The sequence below is a fragment of the Pseudomonas shirazensis genome, from assembly GCF_014268785.2.
Classification (GTDB): Bacteria; Pseudomonadota; Gammaproteobacteria; order Pseudomonadales; family Pseudomonadaceae; genus Aquipseudomonas; species Aquipseudomonas shirazensis.
The window spans coordinates 207,486-223,889 of the sequence record NZ_JABWRD020000002.1; the positions used below are offsets into that span (position 1 = coordinate 207,486).

14 protein-coding genes are annotated in these 16,404 nt (G+C 63.5%); 1 reads left to right on the forward strand and 13 read right to left on the reverse strand.

What is annotated here, in order from left to right; all coding sequences use genetic code 11:
• Positions 1 to 12 precede the first annotated feature (12 nt).
• Both pgl and zwf read right to left on the reverse strand, forming a co-directional pair.
• Positions 13 to 726, reverse strand: coding sequence for a 6-phosphogluconolactonase (pgl, locus tag HU736_RS12215; protein ID WP_186697559.1), 714 nt, complete (start codon positions 724 to 726; stop codon positions 13 to 15).
• The gene (gene zwf / locus HU736_RS12220) at positions 713 to 2,182 is read right to left on the reverse strand and encodes a glucose-6-phosphate dehydrogenase (RefSeq protein WP_101316985.1); all 1,470 of its coding nucleotides are present in this window, start codon (positions 2,180 to 2,182) and stop codon (positions 713 to 715) included. The genes pgl and zwf overlap by 14 nt, the downstream gene beginning before the upstream one ends.
• A 211-nt stretch (positions 2,183 to 2,393) precedes the next feature.
• Here zwf and hexR point away from each other — a divergent pair, with 211 nt between their 5' ends.
• Entirely contained in the window at positions 2,394 to 3,257 is an 864-nt protein-coding gene (gene hexR / locus HU736_RS12225) for a DNA-binding transcriptional regulator HexR (RefSeq protein ID WP_178080816.1), read from the forward strand.
• Here the strand turns inward: hexR and HU736_RS12230 are convergent.
• From HU736_RS12230 to edd, 11 genes are all read right to left on the reverse strand, one after another.
• Positions 3,250 to 4,104, reverse strand: coding sequence for a D-hexose-6-phosphate mutarotase (locus tag HU736_RS12230; RefSeq protein ID WP_186697557.1), 855 nt, complete (start codon positions 4,102 to 4,104; stop codon positions 3,250 to 3,252). The genes hexR and HU736_RS12230 overlap by 8 nt on opposite strands.
• Positions 4,105 to 4,250: 146 nt before the next feature.
• Positions 4,251 to 5,591: a carbohydrate porin gene (locus tag HU736_RS12235; RefSeq protein ID WP_186697555.1), complete on the reverse strand. Its 1,341-nt coding sequence runs from the start codon at positions 5,589 to 5,591 to the stop codon at positions 4,251 to 4,253.
• Between the two features lie 37 nt (positions 5,592 to 5,628).
• Positions 5,629 to 6,783, reverse strand: coding sequence for an ABC transporter ATP-binding protein (locus tag HU736_RS12240; protein WP_103436229.1), 1,155 nt, complete (start codon positions 6,781 to 6,783; stop codon positions 5,629 to 5,631).
• A 3-nt stretch (positions 6,784 to 6,786) separates the two neighbouring features.
• Entirely contained in the window at positions 6,787 to 7,632 is an 846-nt protein-coding gene (locus HU736_RS12245; RefSeq protein WP_186697553.1) for a carbohydrate ABC transporter permease, read from the reverse strand.
• Positions 7,625 to 8,533: a carbohydrate ABC transporter permease gene (locus HU736_RS12250; protein WP_101316973.1), complete on the reverse strand. Its 909-nt coding sequence runs from the start codon at positions 8,531 to 8,533 to the stop codon at positions 7,625 to 7,627. Before HU736_RS12250 ends, HU736_RS12245 begins: the two co-directional genes overlap by 8 nt.
• An 80-nt stretch (positions 8,534 to 8,613) precedes the next feature.
• A complete protein-coding gene (locus HU736_RS12255; RefSeq protein WP_186697551.1) occupies positions 8,614 to 9,900 on the reverse strand; it encodes an ABC transporter substrate-binding protein in 1,287 nt (428 codons plus the stop codon).
• 116 nt (positions 9,901 to 10,016) lie between these two features.
• Positions 10,017 to 11,246 (reverse strand): D-mannose isomerase, encoded by a 1,230-nt coding sequence (locus tag HU736_RS12260; protein ID WP_186697549.1) that lies wholly within the window; start codon positions 11,244 to 11,246, stop codon positions 10,017 to 10,019.
• A 127-nt stretch (positions 11,247 to 11,373) separates the two neighbouring features.
• The gene (locus tag HU736_RS12265; protein WP_186697547.1) at positions 11,374 to 12,828 is read right to left on the reverse strand and encodes an ATP-binding protein; all 1,455 of its coding nucleotides are present in this window, start codon (positions 12,826 to 12,828) and stop codon (positions 11,374 to 11,376) included.
• Positions 12,809 to 13,534, reverse strand: a complete 726-nt coding sequence (locus tag HU736_RS12270) for a response regulator (protein WP_103436224.1) — start codon at positions 13,532 to 13,534, stop codon at positions 12,809 to 12,811. Before HU736_RS12270 ends, HU736_RS12265 begins: the two co-directional genes overlap by 20 nt.
• Before the next feature lie 73 nt (positions 13,535 to 13,607).
• Complete coding sequence (locus HU736_RS12275) at positions 13,608 to 14,576, reverse strand: glucokinase (RefSeq protein WP_186697545.1); 969 nt, start codon at positions 14,574 to 14,576, stop codon at positions 13,608 to 13,610.
• Positions 14,573 to 16,399, reverse strand: coding sequence for a phosphogluconate dehydratase (gene edd, locus HU736_RS12280; protein ID WP_103436222.1), 1,827 nt, complete (start codon positions 16,397 to 16,399; stop codon positions 14,573 to 14,575). The genes HU736_RS12275 and edd overlap by 4 nt, the downstream gene beginning before the upstream one ends.
• Positions 16,400 to 16,404: the final 5 nt, after the last annotated feature.

Sequence of the window (16,404 nt, forward strand, 5' to 3'; positions counted from 1 at the left end):
TGGATCCTTGGCTCATGGGCACCAGTAGATGCTCAGGGGGTCGTGAAGAAAGGCGCGAATCGGCATTTCGCTGGGGTCATCGCCCGCCAGCGCGGCGCGCAGGGTCGCCAGCTTGCCGGCCCCCTGCACAGACAAAGCAGTAAAGGCAGCGCTGGCCAGCAAGGCGCGGGTCATGCTCAGGCGCTGATGCGGCACGCTTGGCGCAAGCATCGGCAACACCCGCTGCTCGCCGACCTTGGCCAGGCCCTGGCGCAACAACGGGCTGGCCGGGAACAGCGAGGCGGTATGGCCATCGTCACCCATGCCCAGCACCAGTACGTCGATCGGCGGCAACTCGGCGAGGGTTTGATCGGCCTGCTCGGCGGCGGCCTCAAGGTTGCCGGCGTTTTGATACAGGCCGATGAAACGGGCCTTGGCCGCCGGGCCTTTGAACAGGTGCCTGGCCAACAGGCCAGCATTGCTGTCGGCATGCTCGACCGGCACCCAGCGCTCGTCGGCGAGGCTGACGGTGACCTTGGTCCAGTCCAGCTCGGCGCTGGCCAGCTGTTCGAGAAACGGCACCGGGCTACGCCCGCCAGACAACACCAGGCAAGCCCGGCCTTTGTTGGCAATGGCTTGGCGCAGACGCTCGGCGACATCCGCCGCCAGGCGTGCAGCCAACGCCTTGGCATCAGCCAGTTGGTGCGTCGTGACGACGCTTGGCAGTTGCAGTTCAGATATCGCCATACCATGACCTCCCATCACGTGTGATCAGTGCAATCGAGCTCATCGGCCCCCATGAACCGGCCGCATAAGGCTTGGGCGCGTCGCCGGCGTTTTTCCAGCCAGCGATCAGCTGATCACACCACTTCCAGGCATATTCGATTTCGTCCTTGCGCACGAACAGGTTCTGGTTGCCGCGCATCACTTCCAGCAGCAAGCGCTCGTAGGCATCCGGAATCCGCGCACTGCGCCAGGTATCGGAAAAATTCAGTTGCAGCGGGCCGCTGCGCAGTTGCATGCCCTTGTCCAGGCCCTGCTCCTTGGTCATCACCCGCAGCGAAATACCTTCATCCGGCTGCAGGCGGATGATCAGCTTGTTGCCGATCTGCAAGCGCTGTTCCGGAGCGAAGATATAATGCGGGGTTTCCTTGAAGTGGATGACGATCTGCGACAGCTTGCCGGGCATGCGCTTGCCGGTGCGCAGGTAGAACGGCACCCCCGACCAGCGCCAGTTGCGGATATCGGCACGCAGGGCGACGAAGGTTTCGGTGTCGCTCTGGGCGTTGGCATTGTCTTCTTCGAGGTAGCCCGGCACTGGCTTGCCATCGCTGTAACCGGCGATGTACTGACCGCGGACCACGGCGGTGCTGAGGGCCTCGCCGGTGATCGGCGCCAGAGCCTTGAGCACCTTGACCTTCTCGTCGCGGATACTGTCGGCCGAGAGGTCGCTGGGCGGGTCCATGGCAATCAGGCAGAGCAGCTGCAGCAAGTGGTTCTGGATCATGTCGCGCAGCTGGCCGGCCTTGTCGAAGTAGCCCCAACGGCCTTCGATACCGACCTTTTCGGCCACGGTGATCTCCACATGGGAGATCGAATTCTGGTTCCACTGAGTCTCGAACAGGCTGTTGGCGAAGCGCAGGGCGATCAGGTTCTGCACCGTCTCCTTGCCCAGGTAGTGGTCGATGCGATAGACCCGGCTCTCGGGGAAGAACCGCGCCACCGCGTCGTTGACCCGCCGCGATGACTCAAGATCGTGCCCGATGGGCTTTTCCAGCACCACCCGGGTGCGCTCGACCAGGCCGGCCTTGTCGAGGTTCTCGCAAATCGCGCCGTATACCGCCGCCGGGGTGGCAAAGTAGGCGATCAGAGGCACGCCAGGGGCGGCCTGTTCAGCCAGGGTCTGATAGCCCTCGGGTTGGAGGAAATCCAGATGCAGGTAGCTCAGCCGGGCCAGAAAGCGCCCAAGCGTAGCCGCTTCGATATCGGCATCGGGCACAAACCGGCGCAAGTGCGCTTCGATGTTGGCCAGGTGCTGCTGGCTGTCACCGGCCTCGCGGGCCAGCGCCAGCAAGCGCGAATCGGCGTGCAGGAGGCCGGCACGGTCGAGCTGATAAAGCGCGGGGAACAGCTTGCGCAGTGCCAGGTCGCCCAAGGCGCCAAACAAGGCAAAGGTGCAAGGTTCAACACTGATCGCAGCCATGATGTTGGTTCTTTCCTAAAGTTGACCTAGGAATATCGTTTTCAACCGCACTTTTCAAGAGGTAATGTAGTAAAAACCACAACATTGCCGACAAGTGTTACAGACAAGTGGTAGATCAACCCCTACCGACAGTACGATAGACAACCCTGCAAAAAGCCTGCTGTAACGCCAGCCGGCTGTCTTCTCGACCCAAGGACATACCATGGACCGCGTGCGCAACCTCCTGGAACAGATCCAGGGACGCCTCGATGAGCTGAACAAGGCCGAACGCAAAGTCGCCGAAGTCATCCTGCTCAACCCGCAACAGGCCACCCGTTTCAGCATCGCCGCACTGGCCCAGGCGGCCAAGGTCAGCGAGCCGACCGTCAACCGCTTCTGCCGCTCGTTCGGCGTCAGCGGCTACCCGGAACTCAAGCTGCAGCTGGCGCAGAGCCTGGCCAGCGGCGCCGCCTACGTCAGCCGTGCGGTCGAGGCTGATGATGATCCGGCCGCCTACACCCAGAAGATCTTCGGCAGCGCCATCGCCTCGCTCGACAGCGCCTGCCAGCAGCTCGACCCGCAGCAGGTCAGCCGCGCCGTCGACATGATGATCCAGGCCCGCCAGATCCACTTCTTCGGCCTCGGCGCATCGGCCCCGGTGGCACTGGACGCCCAGCACAAGTTCTTCCGCTTCAACCTGGCCGTGTCGGCCCACGCCGACGTGCTGATGCAGCGCATGCTCGCCTCGGTAGCACACACCGGCGACCTGTTCGTGATCATCTCCTACACCGGGCGCACCCGTGAGCTGGTCGAGGTTGCCCGCGTAGCTCGCGAAAACGGCGCCTCGGTGCTCGGCCTGACCGCCGCCGGCTCGCCGCTGGCCAATGCCTGCAGCATGAGCCTGCATATCCCGCTGCCGGAAGACACCGACATCTACATGCCGATGACTTCCCGGATCATCCAACTGACCGTGCTCGACGTCCTGGCCACCGGCATGACCCTGCGCCGCGGCGTCGACTTCCAGCCGCACCTGCGCAAGATCAAGGAGAGCCTCAACGCCAGCCGCTACCCGATCGAGGACGACGAGCTCAATTGAGCCGGTGCGCCTGCAGGCTCAGGTGCGCCTGCTCGCCCGGCGCCAGGCTCAGGCCAGCGGTGCTGCCGCTGGCGGCTTCGACACAGACGAAGCGCTGACTCTCGCGGCCACTGACGCCCATCAGCGGGCGGCTGCCGGGGTGCCAGACCACGGTGTCGTCGCTGTCGCCGGTATCGATACACAGCTCGCGGTCCCAGGTCGGGTCGTGCAACTGCACCGATGAGGTGCCTGGATACACTCGCTGGCAGCCGCCACCGACCTTCAAGGCGCCCTTCTGCCGGCAGCTCTGCCGGCTCAGCTGGTCATAACCTTCAATGTTTTCGAGCCCAGACAGCGCTATCTTGGCAACGTCACTAATACGCCAGTAAGCCAGCAGAGCATGACTCAATTGGCAGGTTTCGCTGTCCTGATGCACGGTGCTGAGCTTGAGCTCCATGTTCTTGCCGAGCCGCGCGTGCAGGTCGACCTGCCACTCACACAGCTGCAACTGCCACACCAGGGTCACACCGTCATCGTCGGATGTGCTGCTCAGCAGCTTCCAGTCCAGTAGCCGGGCCCAGCCATGGGTAGGCCACAGGTCTTCGCTGGGGTGGCGCCCGTACCAGGGCCAGCACACCGGCACTCCCCCGCGGATCGCGCCAACTTGCGGCCATTGCCCGGCACACCACAACCACGGCCGTTCGCCGCTCGGCTGAAAGTGCAGCAGTTGCGCACCCTGACGGCTGAACACCGCCTGGCAGTGCGGGTGATCGATGATAAGGACATCGCGCTGTTGATGACGCTCCCACTCGAAGACGGGCCTGGGCCGCTGCGGGGTGAACAAGCAGTGGAGCGGATGTTCGGGCATGGCTGGTAACTCTTGTTGTCATTAGGGCCGCGGTTGCCGGCCAAACGCGTCGCCACGCACTGCTGAAACAGCCTGCGTGACAACGGCTGGGCGACAAGCGACCGCAGTGCGGTCGCTACGATGGCGTAAATTTACAACATTTAGCCTCAGAATGACGACTGAATCTTCAGCCCTGCGACCAGCGCGTTGTCGACTTCATCAACCCCACCTGGGCTTTTGATGTACTGCAGGTTGGGCCGCACGGTCAGCCAGTTGGTGACGTGGAAGCCGTAGTACAGCTCGGCGTTGTACTCGGTGCGCTGCAGCGGCACAAAGCCCATGTCGTTGTAATCACTGATACCGCTCTGTGCGTTGAGCTGCTCGGCGCGCTTTTTCACGTCATCGTTGACGTGGATCCGGGCGATGCCGAAGCCGATGTCATCCTTGGGCCGTGAATCGAAAGCACCTTTGTAGACCATGCCGACTTGCTGGTAGTTGTCGACCACGTTGGTGGCCTTGTCGTGCACGGTGAAGTTGGCGAACAGGCTCAGGCCACGATTGACGTCACCGGCATGTGCGGTGACTTGCTGCTGGGCCACCACCCACCAGCCGTGCTTGCTCGAGTGCGACTTGAAGCCGGCGCCGCTGATGCCCTGGGCATTGCCGTTGACATCCTTGTAGACGTCATCGGCCGAGGCCGTGCTGTAGTAATAACCCAGGCGGTATTCACCCGGCAGGCCATTGACCTTGGGCTGCCAGACCGCCTCGACCGGAATGATCGCGCCTTTGGTGCCACTGCCGCTGAGCTTGAAGCCGTTGCCGGTTTCGAGGTTGGACGGGTTCTGCTCGAACGCACCGACCTGCACGAAGACTTCCGGGGTGATGTTGTACTTGACCCGCAATGCCCACTGGCTGACGGGCCAGTTGTACCAGATGCCGCCGACCCAGTTACCCACCTGCGAGCCGCAGAACGCCAGGTTCTGGAAGTCGCAAGGGAAGCTGTTGAAGTCCTCGCCCGGGCCGTAGCGGCCGAATTTGACGTCCAGCGCGCCATCGAAATACTTCTGCTTGATCCACATCTGGGTCAGCCGCCAGGTCTGGCCGCGGCCCCAGACTTCCTGCACCGAACTGAACTGACCGGCGCGCGGGTCGCTGATGCGGTCGTTGGACAGGTTGCGGCCGCTGCGCTCGGTGACCGCCAGCTTGAACTCGGTGTCGTGCCAGCCGAGGATCTTCTCCAGATCCAGGTGCATGCCGAGGGCGAACTGGTCGCTGTAGCGCGCAGTCTTGTCGTCGTTGTAACCGCCATTGAGGTTGCCGGCGACCTCACCTACGTAGTCGAGGGTGAAGTCGTAGCCCTTGTCGAGCAGCTCGGTGCGGGTGCCGCCCCAGTCGCCACTCATCCATTTCGATTCGCTGGAGAAGGCCTCGGCGGCCTGTACGCTGCTGCCGACCACGGCCAGCAAGGCCAGCGAACCCAACGTGCTGATGCGATTGCGATGTTCCATCCCTGTGCGTCCTCTTTTCTTGTTATGAAGGGTCCAATCAACGGCCCGCGATGTGGGCAACGTTATCTTGCAAGGGTGCGGCGTGGCGAGCCAGGTGCAGGCGCTCACCGGTTTGCGCGTCGAACAGCAGCACCCGTGCCGGGTCCAGCTGCAGGTTGAGGGTGTCGCCGACCTGGCAGCTGATATCCGGCGCCAGCCGGCAGCACAGCTTGGTCTGGTTGACGGTGACGAAGACCAGCAGGTCCGGCCCGGTCGGCTCGGTGATCTGGACTTCGGCGCGCAACAGCGACAGGCCGTCGCCCCCCCCTGCACCGAGGCTGATCTGCTCGGGACGAATGCCGAGAATCACTTCACGGCCATCGAAGCCTTGGCTGGCCGCGCCCAGCGCCAGCTCGCAGCGCGCCTGGCCACTGTCGAGCAGCGCCAGCACACGGCCGCCCTGCTCGCGCAGGCGCACCGGCACGAAGTTCATCGGCGGCGAGCCGATGAAGCTGGCGACAAACTGGTTGGCCGGGTCGTTGTAGATCTGCTGCGGGGTGCCGAACTGCTGGATGATGCCGTCCTTCATCACCGCCACTTTGTCGCCCAGGGTCATCGCCTCGATCTGGTCATGGGTGACGTACACCGTGGTGGTTTTCAGCCGTTGATGCATCAGCTTGATTTCGGTGCGCATCTCGACCCGCAGCTTGGCGTCGAGGTTGGACAGCGGCTCGTCGAACAGGTAGATCTTCGGCCGCCGTGCCAGCGCCCGGCCCATCGCCACGCGCTGCTGCTGGCCGCCGGAGAGCTGGCCCGGCTTGCGCGTGAGCAGGTGTTCGATCTGCAGCAGCTTGGCTACCCGCGCCACTTCTTCGTCGATGGCTGCCTGGGGCAGCTTGCGGATCTTCAGGCCGAAGGCGATGTTGTCGCGCACGCTCATGGTCGGGTACAGCGCATACGACTGGAACACCATGGCGATGTCGCGATCCTTCGGGCTCATGCCGCTGACGTCGTCGCCATCGATCAGGATCGCCCCGCCGCTGATGCTCTCCAGGCCAGCGATGCAGTTCATCAAGGTCGACTTGCCGCAGCCGGAAGGGCCGACCAGGATCAGAAACTCACCGTCCTTGATCGCCAGCTGGATGTCTTTGAGTGTGTCTGGCACACCAGTGCCGTAGGTCTTGTTGACGTTGCGAAGTTCGAGTGTGGCCATGACTTACCCCTTGACTGCGCCGGCGCTCAGGCCACGCACGAAATACTTGCCTGCGACCACATAGACCAGCAGGGTTGGCAGGCCGGCGATCATTGCCGCGGCCATGTCGACGTTGTATTCCTTGGCCCCGGTGCTGGTGTTGACCAGGTTGTTGAGGGCCACGGTGATCGGTTGCGAGTCGCCGCTGGAGAACACCACGCCGAACAGAAAATCGTTCCAGATCTGGGTGAACTGCCAGATCAGGCAGACCATGATGATCGGCGTCGACATCGGCAGAATGATCCGCCCGAAGATGGTGAAAAACCCGGCACCATCCAGCCGCGCTGCCTTCACCAACGCATCGGGGATGGTCACGTAGTAGTTGCGGAAAAACAGCGTGGTGAACGCCAGGCCATACACCACATGCACCAGCACCAGGCCAGCCGTGGTGTTGGCCAGGCCGAGCTTGCCGAGGGTGAACGAGGCTGGCAGCAGCACGGTCTGGAACGGCAGGAAGCAGCCAAACAGCAGCAGGCCGAAGAACACCTGCGAGCCACGGAAACGCCACATCGCCAGGACGTAGCCATTGAGTGCGCCGAGCGCGGTAGAGATCAGCACCGCCGGTACGGTGATCATGATCGAGTTCCAGAAATAGCCACTGACCGTGGCCCAGGCCTTGGCCCAGCCGATGCTGGTGACCACCGCCGGCCAGCTGAGCAGGTTGCCGCTGCCGATGTCTTCCGGGGTCTTGACGCTGGTCAGCAGCATCACCACCAGCGGCACCAGGTACAGCAGCACGGCAAACAGTAATACCGCATGAATGGCCAGCCGACTGAGGCTGATGGCCGGTTTGTCGAGGCGGCTAGTCATGGCGTTTGTTCCTCAGCTCCGAGTACAAGTAAGGCACCAGAATCGCCAGGATCGCGCCCAGCATGAGGATCGCGCTGGCCGAACCCATGCCCATCTGGCCACGGCTGAAGGTGAACGAATACATGAACATGGCCGGCAGGTCGGACGAGTAACCCGGGCCGCCAGCGGTCATCGCCGCCACCAGGTCAAAGCTCTTGATGGCGATGTGCGAGAGGATCATCACCGCACTGAAAAATACCGGGCGCAGGCTGGGCAGAACCACCTGCCAATAGATCCGCGGCAAGCTCGCACCGTCGATCTGCGCAGCGCGGATGATCGACTGATCGACCCCGCGCAGGCCGGCCAGAAACATCGCCATGATGAAGCCGGAAGCTTGCCAAACGGCAGCGATCACCAGGCAGTACACGACCCGGTCGGGATCGATCAGCCAGTCCAGGCGAAAGCCCTCCCAGCCCCAGTCGCGCATCAGCTTGTCCAGGCCCATACCGGGGTTGAGCAGCCACTTCCAGGCCGTGCCGGTGACGATCATCGACAGCGCCATCGGGTACAGGTAGATGGTGCGGATAAACCCTTCGCGGCGGATACGCTGGTCCAGCAGGATCGCCAGCAGTACTCCGATGACCAGGCTGATGCCGATGAACAGGCTGCCGAACACCAGCAGGTTCTTGCTCGCCACCCACCAGCGGTCGTTGTCGAGCAGGCGTGCGTATTGCGCCAGCCCTGCCCATTTGTAATTGGGCAAAAAGGTCGAGGTGGTGAACGAGAGGACAAAGGTCCACAGGATATAACCGTAGAAGCCCACCAGGATGATGACCATGGTCGGCGCCAGTACCAGTTTAGGTAACCAGCGCTGCACGGCGTCCAGGGGTGAGGCCCGCAGTTGCGCGGTCGCAGTAGTCATGGCAGCGATACCTGTCAGTACAGAACGTTAACTGAGGGTGGCGTGCAGCCGCCGCGAGGACGGCTGCGCCGGACCAGCCGTTACTGGGCGGACTTGATCGCCGCGCCGAGCTTTTTCGCGGCATCGGTCGGGTCGGCCTTGGGGTCGTTGATGTAGTTGGTGACCACATCGAAGAACGCGCCCTGCACTGCCAGGTTGGTCGCCATGTTGTGCGCCATGCTTGGTTGCAGGCCGCCGGTCTGGGCGTCGGCAAGGAAGTCCTTGGCCGAGGTCTGCGCGCAGGCATCGAAGCCATGCTTGGCCATCTCGACGAGCATGTCCTTACGGACCGGGATCGAGCCCTTGTTGGTGCTGAACAGCTTCTGGAAGTCCTCGCTCATCACCACTTTGGCGATGTCCTGCTGGCCAGCCGAAGTGCCGACGTCCTTCTGCTTGAACACCACCAGCGAGTCGATGTTGTAGGTGAAGGCCTTGTCGGTACCCGGGAACGGCACGCACTGGTAATCCTTGCCGGCGACCTTGTTGGCCAGGGTCCACTCGCTCTTGACCCAGTCGCCCATGACCTGCATGCCGGCCTTGCCGTTGATGACCTTGGCGGCTTCCAGGTTCCAGTCCTGGCCTTTGCCGTCAGCGTCCATGTAGGTAGCGACGCGCTTGAGTTCGGTCAGCGCCTTGACCATGCCCGGTCCGGTCAGCACCTTTTGGTCAAGATCAACCAGCGCCTGCTTGTAACCGTCGGCGCCCATTACCGACAGCACCACCGCTTCGAATACGGTGCTGTCCTGCCATGGCTGGCCGCCGTGGGCGAGCGGGATGAAGCCGGCTGCCTTGAGTTTTTCGGCTGCGGCGTAGAACTCGTCGAGGGTGGTCGGCGCCTTATCGATGCCGGCCTTCTTGAATACTTCGGGGTTGATCCACAGCCAGTTGACGCGGTGGATGTTGACCGGCACAGCGACATAGTCGCCCTCGTACTTGACGGTGTCGGCGACTTTCTTCTCCAGCAGGCCGTCCCAGTTCTGCTCTTTGGCCACGTCCTTGAGCACGTCACTGTCGAGCAGGCCGGTGGAGGCCCACTCCTGGATGTCCGGGCCCTTGATCTGGGCCACGCCTGGCGGATTGCCGGCCACGGCTCGGCTCTTCAGTACGGTCATTGCGGTGGCACCGCCGCCCCCGGCAACAGCGCCATCTTTCCAGATGAAGCCGTCTTTTTCGATTTGAGCCTTGAGTACATCGACAGCAGCCTTTTCACCACCAGAGGTCCACCAGTGCACCACTTCGACCGAGCCTTTGGCATCGGCGGCAGACGCGCTCAGGGGCAGCAGGGAGGCGAGGGAAATCGCGGCGGCGAGACGCAGAGTGGAGTTCATCGCAATACCTTTCTTGTTGTTATGCAGGGCAAGACTGTCGCTTGCATTGCACAGGAGTGTAATAACCCGGCAAGGCCCCTCAGGTAACGAAGCGCTGCGCGATTGTCATCAGTTGGTTACATTCGCCGGGCGAGGCCCGTGGCAAGGCTTGGCGCCAGTGCCAGGGTGGGCAACAGCACAGCCTGATAAGCGTGATAGAGGTCCGGTTTGCCCGCCCATATCGTCGCACTGGGGAGGTTGTCCGGGCTCAGTTCGTGGTGCCAGCTGCCGGCGTCGTTATCGATCAGATGGGCCTGGATGAACGCCCAGAAACGCCCGTACCAGCACTGGTATTGCGCCTCCCCCGTGCGCTGCCACAACGCAGCGGCAGCGGCGCTGGCCTCGGCATGCACCCAGTGCAGGCGCTGGCGTACTACCGGGCGTTGTTGCCAGTCGAGGGTGTAGACGATTCCGGGGGCGCCGTCGGTGTGCCAGGCGTGCTCACAGGCGCTGGCAAACAGGCCGCGTGCGTCGGCCAGTAGCCAGTCGGGTGTCGGTAGATCGGCCAATTGCAGCGCAGCTTCAAGGTGCAGCAGCAGCCGCGCCCACTCGAAGCCGTGGCCGGGAGTAACGCCGTAGGGTCGGTAGCCATCGGCGCGGTTGTCGCTGTTGTAATCGGTGAGCGGCTGCCAGTGCAGGTCGAAGTGCTCGATCACACTGAAGCCATTGGCACGCGCATGGCCGTGGATCACCCGCTCGACGATGCGCAGCGCACGCTGCAACCAGATCGGCTCGCCAGTCACGTCGGCAAGGGCCAAAAACGCTTCGGTGCCATGCATGTTGCTGTTGGCCCCGCGATAGGCCTCCTGCTGCTGCCAGTCGCGACTGAAGCTTTCGCGCAGGGCACCCTCGCTTTCACTCCAGAAATGCGCCTCGATGATCTCGATGGCTTGCGCCAGCAAGGCCGGCGCAGCAGCGCTGCCGGCCACCTGCGCAGAACTCGCAGCGAGGGCAACGAAGGCGTGCAGGTAAGCGGCTTTGATGCTGTCGCCAGCGGGAGCGGCGCTGGCGTGCCAGCCGCCATGCTCGACATCGCGCAGCGTGCCGGCCAAGGCGGCGACGCCGAGCTCAACCAGCTCCAGACAACCGGGCCTGCCTTGTAGATGAGCCAAGGCGAAGCTGTGGGTCATCCGCGCGGTGGTAATGGTGTCGGCAATTGCGTCGGCGGCGAGGTGGCCGTAGCTGTCGAGATTGCCGAAGCCGAGTTCCAGCTGTGAGGCTCTGGCGAAGACCAGCAAACGCTGCCCTTCGGCATCCAGCCAGGCACTGTGCGGCCCGTCGATCAACGGCGATTGAGCATCATTCATCGGCCTGCTGCATCCTTGTCGAGAACAGGCACGGCGCCTGTCGTGGCGGTCAAGTCTAGCCAGAGTGCTACGGCCAATAGGTCACAAAGGCCGCCATTGGTGTCACTGGCCGGTGACCAAGCGTTGCTCACTCGGCGCTGCGCGGCAGGCACAGGGTAACCCGCAGGCCGCCCTCGCGCAGGTTGAGCAAACTGACTTCACCGCCATGACTGTGGGCAATATTGCGCGCGATGCCCAGGCCCAGGCCATAGCCTTGCTGCTGCCCGGCCAAACGAAAATGCGGCTCGAACACCTGCTCCATTTGCTGCTGCGGCACACCCGGACCGTGGTCATCGACCTGCAGCACAAAGCCCTCCGGGCCATCGATGATGCGCAGGTGCGCGCGCTCGCCGTACTTGATCGCGTTGTCGACCAGGTTGCCGATGCAGCGGCGCAGGGCCAAGGCCTTGCCCGGATACGGCGCCAACGCCCGCCCCTCGACAGTGATACGGCCGTCACGCAGGTACGGTTCAGCGAGAATTTCCAGCAGCTGGTTGAGATCGATCGGCTCGATGTTCTCGTGGATATCCGTGTCTTTGACGCACTGCAGTGCGCCTTTGACCAACAGCTCCAACTCGTCCAAATCACGGCTGAACTGCGCTTGCAGGCGTTCGTCTTCAAGCAGCTCGACGCGCAGGCGCAGGCGCGTGATCGGCGTGCGCAAGTCGTGCGAGATCGCGCTGAATAGCTGGCTGCGCTCGGTCAGGTAACGGCTGATGCGCTCGCGCATACTGTTGAAGGCGCGACCTACCTCGACCACTTCGCTGCCGCCACCCTCGGTCACCGGCACCACCTCGGCGCCCAGCGACAGATCGCGGGCCGCGCGGGCCAGACGCTTCAACGGTCGACTTTGCCAGTGCACCAACAGGCCGATGAACAGCAGCAACATGGCCGTGGTCAGGGCAATGAAGCCGATCTGCTGACGCGGCAGGCGCTCGGCCTCAAGGCTGGTGTAGGGCTCCGGCAGCAGCGAGGCGATGTACAGCCACTCACCTTCGGCCAGGCGGATCTGGTTGACCAGCACCGGCGGGTTGAGCGGTTCCAGGGTCAGCGAATAATGCGCCCACGAGCGCGGCAGCTCATCGAGCTTGAGGCCGCTGTTGAAGATGCGCAGCTGATCGGGGCTGACGAACTCGACCGAGACTTCCACCTGCTGGCCGAGGCGCTCGTGCAGCACTTGCTGGAACACGTCGATGACTGCCTGCTTGCGCGGAGTGATCGGCAGCGTGGCCATGTCCAGCGGCTTGTCGTTGAGCGATACGAAAAAGCGCGTGCCGCCCATGCTGCGCAATTGGTCGAGGACCATTGGCCGATAGGCCACCGGCAACGAGCGGAAGTAACTGACACTGGCGCTCATCGAGTGGGCCAGGCTCTGCGCGCTGGCGCGCAGGCCCTGCAACTGGCTGGCGCGCAACTGCGCCACCCAGATCAAGCTCGACAGGCCCTGCGCCAGCAATACCACCAGCAGGGTCAACAGCAGCATGCGCCCCAGCAGAGAGCGCGGCAGCAGGCGCCAGCGACGCTCAGTGGCTGCGGTTGACATGTGCCGCCAGCAGGTAGCCACTGCCGCGCACGGTGCGGATCAGCCGTGGCGGTTTGTCGGTATCGCGCAGGCGTGAACGCAGGCGGCTGACGGCCATGTCGACGATACGGTCGAGCGGCATCGGCTCGCGGCCACGGGTAGCATTGCCAATGGTGTCGCGGTCGAGGATCTGCTGCGGGTGGTCGAGAAACAGTTTGAGCAAAGCGAAGTCGGCGCCCGATAGAATCACCTCTTCACCGTCGCGGTGGAACAGTCGATGGCTGACGGTGTCCAGCTGCCATTCGTCAAACGCCAGCACGGCACTGGCGGGCGCTACCTGGCCAAACTCAGCACGGCGCAGCAAGGCCTTGATCCGTGCTTGCAACTCCCGTGGGCTGAACGGTTTGCCGAGGTAGTCATCGGCGCCCAGCTCCAGGCCGATGACCCGATCGGCCTCGTCGGAACTGGCGGTGAGCATGATGATCGGCACCCGCGACTGGCGCGGGTGCTGGCGCACCCAACGGCATAAGCTGAAGCCGTCTTCGTCGGGCAGCATCACGTCGAGAATCACCAGGTCACACGTCGTGCTGTCCAGCGCCTGGCGAAAACCCTGGCCATCGGCCTCGGCGCGCACCTGAAACCCCGAACGGCTCAGGTAGGTCTGCAGGAGTTCGCGGATGTCATGGTCGTCATCGACCATCAGGATCGATCGGGCGGCAGTGCTCACTAAAATACCTTCCTCTGGTGCACGCGGGTCTAGCTGCCCGCTGTTATTGAGGTCGTCTTGCCTGGGGCGGTGGTCAGTTGCGGGGCAAACTCATCGTCTGCTGCAGCGCCACACCGGCACCCAGCAAGCCGGAAAACTCAGCGGTGACCAACCATACCGGGATCCCGGCAAAATAGCCGCTCATGCAGCCCTTGTCGGCAAAGCTGGCAGCAAAACCGCTGCGCAGGAACAGCTCGGCAAACCGCGGGATCACGCCACCGACGATATACACCCCGCCGCGCGCGCCGAGGGTGAGTACGTTGTTGCCGGCAACCCGGCCAAGGAAGCAGCAAAACTGTTCGATCACGGCCAATGCCTGCGGCTCACCAGCCAGCGCAGCCTCGGTGACTTCAGCTGGGCTCAGGTGAACTGGCTGAACACCATCCAGCGCGCACATCGCCTGATACAAGCGCACCAGGCCGCCGCCGCTGAGCACGGTTTCGGCACTGACATGGCCAATCTGGCTCTGCATCTGCTGATGGATCGCCGCTTCACGCGCGTTACCGACGGGCAGGTCGACATGGCCGCCCTCGCCCGGCACCGCCATCCACTGTTGCTGGTTGAGGTGCAACAAGCTGCCGACGCCCAGCCCGGTGCCAGGGCCGATCACCAGCGCCGGACGGGCTGGGTCGGCGTCACCGGCGCATACCGCCTGGAATTCACCTGGCAGCAAACGGGTCATGCCCAGCGCCATCGCCGAGAAGTCGTTGAGCAACAGCAGCTGCTTGACCTGAAGCATGTCGCAGAACGCCCGGCGGCTCAGCCGCCAGTGGTTGTTGGTGAACTGGAACTCATCGCCATCCACCGGCCCGGCAACCGCCAGGCATATCGCCGCGAGCTCACCGCGTGCGATGCCCTGCTCCTGCAGGTACGCCTGGATCGCCTGCTCCAGGCTGGTGTAGTCAGCCGTCGGCAACACCCGCACGGCGTGCAGCTGGTTGTCGCGCCAAAGGGCAAAACGTGCGTTGGTGCCACCGATGTCGCCAACCAGCAACTCATTCACTTGAGATTCTCCAGGCCAGAGGTAAAGGCGCTGGCGCCCTGTTCCGCTGAACTGAACGCCATGCGCATGAAACCAAACAGTTCGCGTCCGCAGCCCAGGTCATTGCCCTGGGGTGCAGGCGGCAGATCGCGGCTGGCCAGCTCTTCGGCCGAGACCATCACCCGCAAGGTGCCTTCGACACCATCAACGCGCACCATATCACCATCGCGCACACGTGCCAGCGGGCCGCCGTCGAACGCTTCCGGGCAGACGTGGATCGCCGCCGGGATCTTGCCCGAGGCGCCAGACATACGCCCATCGGTGACCAGCGCGACCTTGAAGCCGCGGTCCTGCAGCACGCCGAGAAACGGCGTCATCTTGTGCAGCTCGGGCATGCCGTTGCAGCGCGGGCCCTGGAAGCGCATCACCGCGACGAAATCGCACTCCAGCTCACCGGCCTTGAACGCATCGGCCAATGCCTGCTGATCTTCGAACACTCGCGCCGGCGCTTCGACCACGCGGTGCTCGGGCGCCACGGCGGAGACTTTCATCACGCCGCGGCCGAGGTTGCCTTCCATCACCCGTAGGCCGCCCTCGCTGGAGAATGGCCGCGAAGCCGGGCGCAGGATGTTCTCGTCCAGGCTTTGCAACGGGCCTTCGCGCCAGACCAGCCGGCCATCTTCCAGGAACGGCTCCTGGGTGTAACGGCGCAGGCCATGCCCGGCCACGGTGTTGACGTCGTCGTGCAGCAGGCCGGCATCGAGCAGCTCGCGAATCAGGAACGACATGCCGCCGGCGGCCTGGAAGTGGTTGATGTCGGCTTTGCCATTGGGGTAGACGTTGGACAGGGTTGGCACGACCTCGGACAGGTCAGCCATGTCCTGCCAGGTCAACTGGATGCCGGCAGCCTGGGCAATCGCCGGGATGTGCAGGGTGTGGTTGGTCGAGCCGCCGGTGGCATGCAGGGCGACGATCGAGTTGACCAGGGCCTTTTCATCGACGATTTCGCCCAGCGGCATGAAGCTGCCGCTGGCTTTGGTCATGCGCGTGACCTGCTGCGCAGCTTCGGCGGTGAGGGCATCACGCAACGGCGTGTAAGGATTGACGAACGAGGCGCCGGGCAGGTGCAGGCCCATCACTTCCATCACCAGCTGGTTGGTGTTGGCGGTGCCGTAGAAGGTGCAGGTGCCGGGGCTATGGTAGGAGTTCATTTCCGACTCGAGCAGCTCTTCGCGGCTGGCCTTGCCTTCGGCATAGCGCTGGCGCACATCGGCCTTTTGCTTGTTGGAAATGCCCGACGGCATTGGTCCGCCAGGGACGAAGATGGTCGGCAGATGGCCGAAGCGCAACGCGCCCATCATCAGGCCAGGGACGATCTTGTCGCAGATGCCGAGCATCAAGGCGGCGTCGAACATGTTGTGCGACAGGGCAATGGCGGTGGACATCGCGATCACTTCGCGGCTGGCGATGGCCAGCTCCATGCCCGGCTCACCCTGGGTGACGCCATCGCACATGGCCGGCACACCGCCGGCAAACTGGCCGACCGAGCCGATCTCGCGCAGCGCCTGTTTGATCTGCTCGGGGAAATGCTGGTAAGGCTGATGCGCCGAAAGCATGTCGTTATAAGCCGAAACAATTGCCACGTTGGCGGCATTCATCATGCGCAGACTGTGTTTGTCTTCGCTACCGCAGCCGGCCACGCCGTGGGCGAAGTTGGCGCACTGCAGGCTGGCGCGCATCGGGCCGTCACTGGCCGCACCGCGAATCAGTTGCAGATAACGTTCACGGGTAGGACGGCTACGTTCGATCAGCCGTTGGGTGACCTCTAGGATGCGCGGGTGCATGTACT

Coding starts and splice junctions, on each gene's coding strand:
- pgl (WP_186697559.1), bottom strand. CDS start 726: ATGGCGATATCTGAACTGCAACTGCCAAGCGTCGTCACGACGCACCAA.
- edd (WP_103436222.1), bottom strand. CDS start 16,399: ATGCACCCGCGCATCCTAGAGGTCACCCAACGGCTGATCGAACGTAGC.
- HU736_RS12230 (WP_186697557.1), bottom strand. CDS start 4,104: ATGCCCGAACATCCGCTCCACTGCTTGTTCACCCCGCAGCGGCCCAGG.
- HU736_RS12255 (WP_186697551.1), bottom strand. CDS start 9,900: ATGAACTCCACTCTGCGTCTCGCCGCCGCGATTTCCCTCGCCTCCCTG.
- HU736_RS12265 (WP_186697547.1), bottom strand. CDS start 12,828: ATGTCAACCGCAGCCACTGAGCGTCGCTGGCGCCTGCTGCCGCGCTCT.
- zwf (WP_101316985.1), bottom strand. CDS start 2,182: ATGGCTGCGATCAGTGTTGAACCTTGCACCTTTGCCTTGTTTGGCGCC.
- HU736_RS12250 (WP_101316973.1), bottom strand. CDS start 8,533: ATGACTACTGCGACCGCGCAACTGCGGGCCTCACCCCTGGACGCCGTG.
- HU736_RS12260 (WP_186697549.1), bottom strand. CDS start 11,246: ATGAATGATGCTCAATCGCCGTTGATCGACGGGCCGCACAGTGCCTGG.
- HU736_RS12235 (WP_186697555.1), bottom strand. CDS start 5,591: ATGGAACATCGCAATCGCATCAGCACGTTGGGTTCGCTGGCCTTGCTG.
- HU736_RS12245 (WP_186697553.1), bottom strand. CDS start 7,632: ATGACTAGCCGCCTCGACAAACCGGCCATCAGCCTCAGTCGGCTGGCC.
- HU736_RS12240 (WP_103436229.1), bottom strand. CDS start 6,783: ATGGCCACACTCGAACTTCGCAACGTCAACAAGACCTACGGCACTGGT.